Annotated in this window: 7 protein-coding genes; 6 read left to right on the top strand and 1 reads right to left on the bottom strand. The window is 71.7% G+C overall.

Annotation, left to right across the window (positions count from 1 at the left end):
• Positions 1–948 carry a methionyl-tRNA formyltransferase gene (locus tag ACZ6ZI_RS17775; protein ID WP_469521527.1) on the bottom strand — a complete coding sequence of 316 codons (948 nt, stop codon included), beginning with the start codon at positions 946–948 and terminating at the stop codon, positions 1–3.
• Between the two features lie 272 nt (positions 949–1,220).
• Between ACZ6ZI_RS17775 and ACZ6ZI_RS17780 the strand changes: the two genes are divergently transcribed.
• The 6 genes from ACZ6ZI_RS17780 (at position 1,221) to ACZ6ZI_RS17805 (ending at position 8,720) form a co-directional block, all read left to right on the top strand.
• Positions 1,221–2,576: a lysine N(6)-hydroxylase/L-ornithine N(5)-oxygenase family protein gene (locus ACZ6ZI_RS17780; RefSeq protein ID WP_469521531.1), complete on the top strand. Its 1,356-nt coding sequence runs from the start codon at positions 1,221–1,223 to the stop codon at positions 2,574–2,576.
• A 99-nt stretch (positions 2,577–2,675) separates the two neighbouring features.
• The gene (locus ACZ6ZI_RS17785; RefSeq protein WP_469521534.1) at positions 2,676–3,734 is read left to right on the top strand and encodes a FecCD family ABC transporter permease; all 1,059 of its coding nucleotides are present in this window, start codon (positions 2,676–2,678) and stop codon (positions 3,732–3,734) included.
• Positions 3,735–3,823: 89 nt separating this feature from the next.
• Positions 3,824–4,858, top strand: coding sequence for a FecCD family ABC transporter permease (locus ACZ6ZI_RS17790; RefSeq protein WP_469521680.1), 1,035 nt, complete (start codon positions 3,824–3,826; stop codon positions 4,856–4,858).
• Positions 4,859–4,881: 23 nt separating this feature from the next.
• Positions 4,882–5,736 (top strand): ABC transporter ATP-binding protein, encoded by an 855-nt coding sequence (locus ACZ6ZI_RS17795; protein ID WP_469521536.1) that lies wholly within the window; start codon positions 4,882–4,884, stop codon positions 5,734–5,736.
• Positions 5,737–5,850: 114 nt separating this feature from the next.
• Positions 5,851–6,927 carry an iron-siderophore ABC transporter substrate-binding protein gene (locus ACZ6ZI_RS17800; RefSeq protein WP_469521541.1) on the top strand — a complete coding sequence of 359 codons (1,077 nt, stop codon included), beginning with the start codon at positions 5,851–5,853 and terminating at the stop codon, positions 6,925–6,927.
• The gene (locus ACZ6ZI_RS17805; protein ID WP_469521544.1) at positions 6,924–8,720 is read left to right on the top strand and encodes an ABC transporter ATP-binding protein; all 1,797 of its coding nucleotides are present in this window, start codon (positions 6,924–6,926) and stop codon (positions 8,718–8,720) included. Before ACZ6ZI_RS17800 ends, ACZ6ZI_RS17805 begins: the two co-directional genes overlap by 4 nt.
• The last annotated feature ends 48 nt before the right edge of the window (positions 8,721–8,768 follow it).

Consider the following 8,768-nt stretch of genomic DNA (forward strand, 5'->3'; position numbering starts at 1 on the left):
TCAGGGGCGGTGGGTGAGGTACCCGCCCATGGAGGTGAAGTACTCGGTCGCGGGCAGTTCCCGACCGTCCTCGGTGCGTACGCGCGTGACGGCCAGCCCGTGGTTGCGGCCGGTGCGGGCGTCGGCGCCCGCGACGATCACCACGCCGTCGTCCTCGCGGTAGAAGATGCGGCCGGGCGTGCCGCCGTAGCGGTTCAGGGAGACGCGGGCCGTGAGGATCTCCAGCCGTCGGCCCCGGTGGAAGGTGAAGGCGCTGGGGTACGGCTCGGACTGGGCGCGGACCAGGCGGTCCAGGTCCTCCGCCGGCCAGGCCCAGTCGATGCGGCTGTCCTCGACGGAGCGCTTGTGGAAGAAGCTGGCCCGGGAGCGGTCCTGCTTCGTGAACTCCGTCCGCCCCGAGGCGATGGCGTCGAGGGCGCGCACGACGACGGGGGCGATGAGGTCGACCGTGCGGTGGAAGAGGTCGGTGGCGGTGTCCCTCGGCCCGACGGGGACCGCCTCCTGGTGCACGATGTCCCCGGCGTCGAGCTCGTCGTTCATCATGTGCGCGGTCACCCCCACCTCGGTCTCGCCGTTGATGAGGGCCCAGATCAGCGGCGAGAAGCCGGCGTACCGGGGCAGCAGCGCGTCGTGCACGTTCAGGGTGCCGTGGCGCGGGAGGCCGAAGACGCGCGGCGGGAGCCAGGTCCGCCAGTTGTTCGCCACGATGATGTCCGGGTCGACCTCCTTGAGGCGCTCGAACAGCTCGTCGTCGTCGGGGCGGTTGCGGATCACCACCGGGACGCCGTGCTCCTCGGCGAGATCGGCGACCGAGTCGCTCCAGATCTTCTCGTAGGCGTGCTCGCTCTTGGGGTGCGTCACGACCAGGACCACGTCGTGCTCGGAATCCAGGAGGGCTTGCAGGGTGCGGTGCCCCCAGGTCTGGTAACCGAACATGACGACGCGCATGGGTTCCTCCTCGGTACGGGGGCCGGCCACCATGGAGTAAAGCAAGGCTTGCCTAAGTGCGCAACGGGGCCTGGTGGCACGCCGGTTGACGACCTGTGGATTCCGGGCGCCCGTTTTGTCTATCGACAGTGTCCTCCTGATCAGCTTAGCCTTGCCTAAGTTTCGGGTTCCGGTTCCGCCGGCCTGCCCGACCCCCGCGATTCCCCGATGCACCACCGGCGCCTCCCCCGCCCCGTCCGGCTCGGTGGTCGCCCTCGCACGATGGGAGTGACATGGCACAGCCTCGTCATGGCGAAGCCCCCCTGATTCACGACCTGATCGGCATCGGCTTCGGGCCGTCCAACGTGGCCATGGCCATCGCGGTCAGAGAGCACAACGCCCGTGCCGGCGGGCAGGGGGCGATCGACGCCCTCTTCTTCGAGCAGCAGTCCTCCTTCGGGTGGCACCGCGGCATGCTCATCGACGACGCGACCATGCAGGTGTCCTTCCTCAAGGACCTGGTGACGCTCCGGAACCCGACCAGCGACTTCAGCTTCCTGTGCTACCTCCAGAGCAGGGGGCGGATGGTCGACTTCATCAACCACAAGAGCCTCTTCCCGCTGCGGGTCGAGTTCCACGACTACTTCGAGTGGGCCGCCGGTCGCGTCGACGACATGGTCTCCTACGGCCACGAGGTCGTCGGCGTCGCACCCGTCCTGCGCGACGGGGTCGTCGAGCACCTCGACGTGACGGTGCGCTCGGGAGAGGGCCTCGCGGTCCACCGGGCCCGCAACCTCGTGATCGGCACCGGTCTGCGCCCCGTCATGCCCGACGGTGTGGAGCGCACCGAACGGGTCTGGCACAACTCCGACCTGCTGGCCAAGGTCGAGGCCCTCGAAGGCGCCGCGCCTACCCGGTTCGTGGTCGTCGGAGCAGGTCAGAGCGCCGCGGAGAACGTGGCGTACCTGCACGGCAGGTTCCCCGGGGCCGAGGTCTGCGCCGTCTTCTCGCGGTACGGGTACAGCCCCGCCGACGACAGCAGCTTCGCCAACCGGATCTTCGACCCGGAGGCGGTGGGCGAGTACTTCGACGCCCCGGAGCAGGTCAAGCGCAGGCTGATGGACTACCACGGCAACACCAACTACTCCGTGGTGGACATCGACCTGATCGACGACCTCTACCGGCGGATGTACCGGGAGAAGGTGCTCGGCACCGAGCGCCTGCGCTTCCTCAACGTCTCCCGGCTGGTCGAGGTCAAGGAGACCTCGGACCGGGTCCGCGCCACGGTCCGCTCCCTCGTCTCCGGCGAGGAGACGCACCTGGACGCGGACGTGGTGGTCTTCGCCACCGGCTACCTGCCCGCCGACCCGCTCGGCCTCCTCGGCGAGGTCGCCGACCGCTGCCTGCGCGACGACGAGGGCCGGGTCCGCGTCGAGCGCGACTACCGCGTCTCGACCGACCCCGACCTGCGCTGCGGGATCTACGTGCAGGGCGGTACGGAACACACGCACGGGATCACGTCGTCCCTGCTGTCCAACACCGCCGTCAGGGTCGGGGAGATCCTGGACTCCCTCGTCGACCGGGGCCTCGCCCCCGGTGTCGACGCGGTCCGCGGGGTCGTCGACGGTACGGGTCGCATGGCCGGATGACCGCCTGCGCCGGCCCGCCCGGGGCGACACCGGGAGGGCCGGCGGGCGGTTCGGCAGGGCAGGCTTTACACGGGGGATCGAAGGGTAACGTACAGCGACATGGGCACGATTGCAGTCGAGCGTCCTGTGCTCAAGGGCACAACAGGCCTGCGTCGGCGTCGAGTTGTCGGCTCCGCCGCACTCGTGCTGATCCTTCTGGCGGCGGCGGTGGTGTCGTTGGCCGTCGGCGCGCGGGCACTCGGTCCGGGGGAGGTGTGGCACGGTTTGTGGGCCGGTCCGGACGCGGACCGGAGACTGACCGACATCAGGCTCATCGTGCAGACCGTACGGGTGCCCCGGACGCTCCTGGCGATCGTGGCGGGCACGGCCCTCGGCGTGGGCGGCGCGCTCATCCAGGGCTACACGCGCAACCCGATCGCGGACACGGGCCTGTTGGGCGTGAACGCGGGCGCCTCCTTCGCGGTGGTGTCGGTGGTCGCCGTCTTCGGGCTCTCCAACCCCTATCAATACGTGTGGTTCGCCTTCCTCGGGGCGGCGGTCGCCGGCGTGGTCGTGTTCGGGCTGTCGAGCGTCGGCCGGGGGGCGGGCAACCCGTTGACGCTCGCCCTGGCCGGGCAGGGCATCACGGTCTTCCTGGCGGCGATGACGACGGCCGTCGCACTGTCGGACCAGGCTTCGCTGAACGCGTTCCGCTTCTGGAACTCGGGGTCCGTGGCCGGCGTCGGGTACGACGTCATCCGGCCCGTGTCCGTGTTCGTCGGCGTCGGGCTGGTCCTGGCCCTCACCACCCTCCCGGCCGTCAACCTGCTGAACCTCGGCGACGACGTGGCACGGGCCCTCGGCGTGAACATCGCCCTGAGCCGGACCGTCGGCATCGCCGCCATCACCCTGCTGGCGGGCGCGGCGACGGCGGCGTGCGGCCCCATCGCCTTCCTCGGCCTCATGGTGGCCCACGTGGCCCGGTACCTCGCCGGGCCGGACTACCGCTGGCTGGTGCCGTACGCGGGCCTGCTGGGGGCCATCGGGCTGCTGGTCTGCGACATCGCCGGGCGCCTGCTGGTGCGGCCCGGCGAGTTGGACGCCGGCGTCGTCGTGGCCCTGCTCGGGGCCCCGTTCTTCGCGGTCCTGGTGTGGCGCGGAAAGCTGAGGAACGTGTGAGCGGAGACCTGGACGTGAACGCGGTGACGGGCGCGCGCGCGAACGCGCGGACGGACGCGGGCGGGGCGGGGTCCGCGCCGGCGCCGGGCCTGACGCCCGGCGTACGGATCGGCCGGGTGTCGTTCGTGTGGCGGCCCTGGCACGCGGGCGTCACGCTGCTGCTGGCCGCGCTGACCTTCCTCCTGTTCTGCCTGTCGATCGGGGTCGGTGACTTCCCCATCGGGCTGCCCCGGGTGGTCGCCACCATCCTGGGGCGGGGCGAGCAGGTCGACGAGTTCGTCGTCATGGACCTGCGGATGCCGCGGGCCCTGGCCGGGGCGGTGGTCGGCGTCGCCCTCGGGATCTCAGGGGCCCTGACCCAGTCCATCGCGCGCAATCCGTTGGCCAGTCCGGACATCCTGGGGATCACCGGGGGCGCCGGCGTCGTCGCCGTGTTCCTGGTGACGGTGTCGGGCGGCACCGCCGCGGCCGTGGTGGACTCCGTGGGCCTGTCCGGGGCGGCGCTCGCGGGCGGCCTCCTGACGGGCCTCCTCGTCTACTTCCTGGCCTGGCGGCGCGGGGTCGACGGCTTCCGGCTCATCCTCATCGGCATCTCGGTGAGCGCCGTGATGGAGGCCGTCACGACCTGGCTGCTGGTCGAGGCCGACATCAGGGACGTGGCCAGGGCCCAGGCCTGGCTGATCGGCTCGTTGGACAACCGGTCGTGGGACGACGTCCGGGTGGCGTCGTGGTGCGCGGTCGTCCTGCTGGCCGTCGTGGCGTGCGCCTCGTTCCAGTTCAAGCCCATGCACCTGGGCGACGACGTGGCCGCGGGCCTCGGCGTGCGCCACACCAGGGTGCGGGCGACGCTCCTGCTGTGCGCGGTCCTGCTGGCCGGCGTGGCGGTGAGCGCGGCCGGCCCGGTCCCGTTCGTGGCGCTGGTCGCCCCGCAGGTCGCGATGCGCCTGACCCGGTGCCCGACCCCGCCGGTGGTGGCCTCCGGGGTGACCGGGGCCCTGCTGTTGATCGGCGCGGACCTGGTCGCCCGTACGGCACTGCCGATCACCCTGCCGGTCGGCGTGGTCACCGCCGCGATCGGCGGCCCCTTCCTCGTCTACCTCCTGGTCCGGGCGAACCTCCGTTGACCGATCCATCCTCAGCCGGGCCTATGTCAGGGGGACTCGTGGCCACTTCGCACACCACCGGGACCAAGCCGGGGGCGCTCGACACCGCGCGCCTCGCGGCCAGGGGCGTCACCGTCGGGTACGGCGACCGCACCGTCATCGACGACCTGCACGTGTCGATCCCGCCGGGGGTGATCACCACGATCATCGGCCCCAACGGCTGCGGGAAGTCGACCCTGCTGCGCACCCTCTCGCGGCTGCTGAAACCGACCCGGGGGACGGTCGTGCTGGACGGCGAGGACATCGCCGCGCTCAGGACCAGGGACGTCGCGAAGAAGCTCGGGCTGCTGCCGCAGGCGCCGGTGGCCCCCGACGGGCTCACCGTGGCCGACCTGGTCGCCCGGGGGCGCCATCCGCACCAGAGCTGGCTGCGCCAGTGGTCCTCGGACGACGCGGCCGTCGTGGAGAAGGCGTTGGCCATGACCGGCGTGGCCGATCTCGCCGACCGTCCGGTCGACGCGCTGTCGGGCGGCCAACGCCAACGGGTGTGGATCTCGCTGACCCTGGCCCAGGGCACCGACCTGCTGTTGTTGGACGAGCCGACGACCTACCTCGACCTGGCGCACGCGATCGACGTGCTCGACCTCGTGGACGACCTGCACGAGGGCGGATGCACGGTGGTGATGGTGTTGCACGACCTCAATCTGGCCACCCGCTACAGCGACAACCTCGTCGTGATGAAGGCGGGTGAGATCCTGGCGCAGGGTCATCCGCGCGACGTGGTCACCCCCGATCTGCTGCACGAGGCGTTCGGTCTGCGCGCCCGGGTCATCGAGGACCCGGTGGGGGACCGGCCGTTGATCGTGCCGATCGGGCGGGCCCACGTCCGGCCGGATTAGGTCGGTCAAAGATACGAGGCAAGTAAGGCTAGGCTTGCCTCACTAGAGCGCGGTAGGGTTTGGCTGCCCTCGGGCGGGACTGCAATGGATGGCACGGAAAGCAAGGGATTGCGGATGCTCCTCCATCGAACGGTACGTATGGACTCCTGGCGGCGACCGGCGGCTCTGCTGTCCGCCGCGGCCCTGGGGTTCGGGCTCCTCACCGGATGTGGTTCCGGGGCGGAGGACAAGGGCGACAAGAAGAGCGACACCAAGGGTGACGGCACCCCGGCCGCCGCGGCCGGCGCCTTCCCCGTCACCGTGGAGCACGCGTTCGGGTCCACGAAGGTGGCCAAGGCCCCGCAGCGGGTCGTCTCCGTCGGCTACACCGACGACCAGAACATCCTGGCCTTCGGCATCAAGCCGGTCGGCATGGTCGACCAGTACCCGAACCCGCCCGGCACCACCCCCGACATCAACACCCAGTGGCCCTGGGTGAAGGACAAGTGGGGCGACACCCGCCCCGAGGTCGTCATGAACAACGGCGACTCCGGCCCCAACTACGAGAAGATCGCGGCGCTGCGCCCCGACCTGATCGTCGCGGTCTACTCCGAGATCGACCAGGCCGCCTACGACAAGCTCTCCAAGATCGCCCCGACGGTGGGTCGCACCAAGGCCGAGAAGGAGCCCTTCAGCGCCCCCTGGCAGGACAACGCGGTCCACATCGCCAAGGCGCTCGGTCAGGAGGCCAAGGGCCAGGAGATGGTGAAGGGCATCGAGGCCAAGCTCGAAGCGGCCCGCAAGGCCAACCCGGAGTTCGCCGGCCAGACCGCCGTGGCGCTGTCCTGGTACAAGGACTCGGTGGCCCCGTTCACCACCACCGACGTGCGCGGCCGGCTCGTGACGGGCATCGGCTTCAAGGGGCAGACCGAGATCGACAAGATCGCGGGCGGCAAGTTCTACACCACGCTGTCCCCCGAGCGCATGGACCTCATCGACGTCGACCGCCTCTTCGTCATCAGCGACAAGGCCGACCAGGAGGCGCTGAAGAAGTCCGAACTCTTCAACAACCTCTCCGCCGTCAAGAACGGCAAGGTCTCCTACCTGCTGGACAGCGAGGGCCCCGCCGTCGGCGCCGCCATCTCCCAGGGCACCCTGCCCTCCCTGCCCTACGCGATCGACGAGCTCGTGAAGTCGGTCGGTCGGGTGTGAGCACGACCGACACGATCCCCACCCCCGCCACCACCGCCACCCTGCGCACGACCGGCGGACGCGAAGCCGGCCGCTGGGTGGTGGCCCACTGCCGCGAGGTGCCGTGGCTGACCCTGGCCACGGCCCTGACGACGGTGGCCGGAGCGGCGCTCCAGGTCCTGCCGCTGCTCCTGCTCGGACGCGTCGTGGACGGGGTCGTCGCGGGTGAACCGCGCTCGATCCTCGTCACGACGGGGGCGTGGATGGTGGCCGCCGCGCTGCTCGGCGCGGCGGCCACCGCCCTGTCGACGTACCTGATCGGCCGCCTGGGCGCGGACCTCCTCGCGAAGCTGCGCGAGGGCGCCGTCCGGGCGGTGCTGGGCATGCCGAGCGCCCGCGTCGAGGAGGTCGGCCGCGGGGACGTGCTGTCCCGGGTCGGCGACGACGTCGCCGTGATCTCCCGGGGCATCCGCTCGGCCGTCCCCACCGTCTTCTCGGCCGGCGTGCTCGTCGCCATCGCCACGGTCGGCATGTTCGGCCTCGACTGGCGACTCGGCCTGGCCGGCGCCGCCGCCCTGCCCGCGTACGCGCTGGCCCTGCGCTGGTACCTGCCCCGGTCCGCCCCGCTCTACCGCCGGCAGCGCGCGGTCCAGGCCGACCGGGCGCAGGCCCTCATCAGCGGTCTGAACGGGATCGACACCGTCCGGGCGTACCGCCTCGAAGGCGCCGTCCGCGACCGGGTCACCCGGGAGTCGTGGCGGGTGCGCGACCTCGGCATCGAGGTGTTCCACCTCTTCGGCCGCTTCGTCGGCCGGGAGAACCGCGCCGAGTTCATCGGACTGACCCTGATCCTCGTGGTCGGGTACGTCCTGCTGGAGGCCGACGCCGCGAGCCTGGGCGACGTGTCGGCGGCCCCCCTGCTCTTCCACCGGCTCTTCACTCCCCTCGGCTCCATCATGTTCACCTTCGACGAGGCCCAGAAGTCCGGCGCGAGCCTGACCCGGCTCGTCGGGGTGCTCGGCGAGGGCGGCGACGGCCGGCTGGTGGGCGACCCGGACGTCACGCCGGCGGTCGTCGTGCCGTACCCGGTGACCGTGACGGGACTGACGTTCCGCTACCCCGACACCGAGGAGCCGGTCCTGCGGGACGTCGACCTGACGATCCCGGCGGGCGGCTCGCTGGCCCTCGTCGGCGCGACGGGCGCGGGCAAGTCGACCCTGGCCGCGCTGATCGCCGGCATCGGCAGCCCCCAGGCCGGGACGGTCCGCGTCGGTCCCACCGACCTCGCCGACCTGGACGAGGCCGGGGCGCGGGCCCTGGTCAGCATCCTGACGCAGGAGACGCACGTGTTCTCCGGCCCCCTCGCCGACGACCTGCGCCTGGCCGCGCCCGAGGCCACCGAGGCCGAACTCCTGGACGCGCTGCGCACGGTGGGGGCCGAGGGCTGGGTCGCCGCCCTGCCCGAGGGACCGCACACCCCGGTGGGCGAGGGGGGCGAGCGCCTGGACGCCACCAAGGTCGCCCAGATCGCCCTGGCCCGCCTGGTGCTGGCGCGCTCCCCGGTGGTGGTGCTCGACGAGTCCACCGCCGAGGCCGGCAGCGAGGGCGCGGCGGAGCTGGAACGGGCCGTACTGGCCGCCTGCGCGGGCCGGACCACGCTGTTCGTGGCGCACCGGCTCACCCAGGCCATGGCGGCGGACCGGATCGCCGTGCTGGACGCCGGACGCGTCGTGGAGCACGGCACCCACGAGGAACTGGTGGCCCTGGGAGGCCGCTACGCGCGACTGTGGCGCGCCTGGCGAGAGGGAAGCTAGCCGCCCGGACCGGGGCGGCTCGATCGGTTGATCTGGAAAGGGCGTTGA

The organism is Streptomyces sp. NPDC103540 (assembly GCF_055584445.1).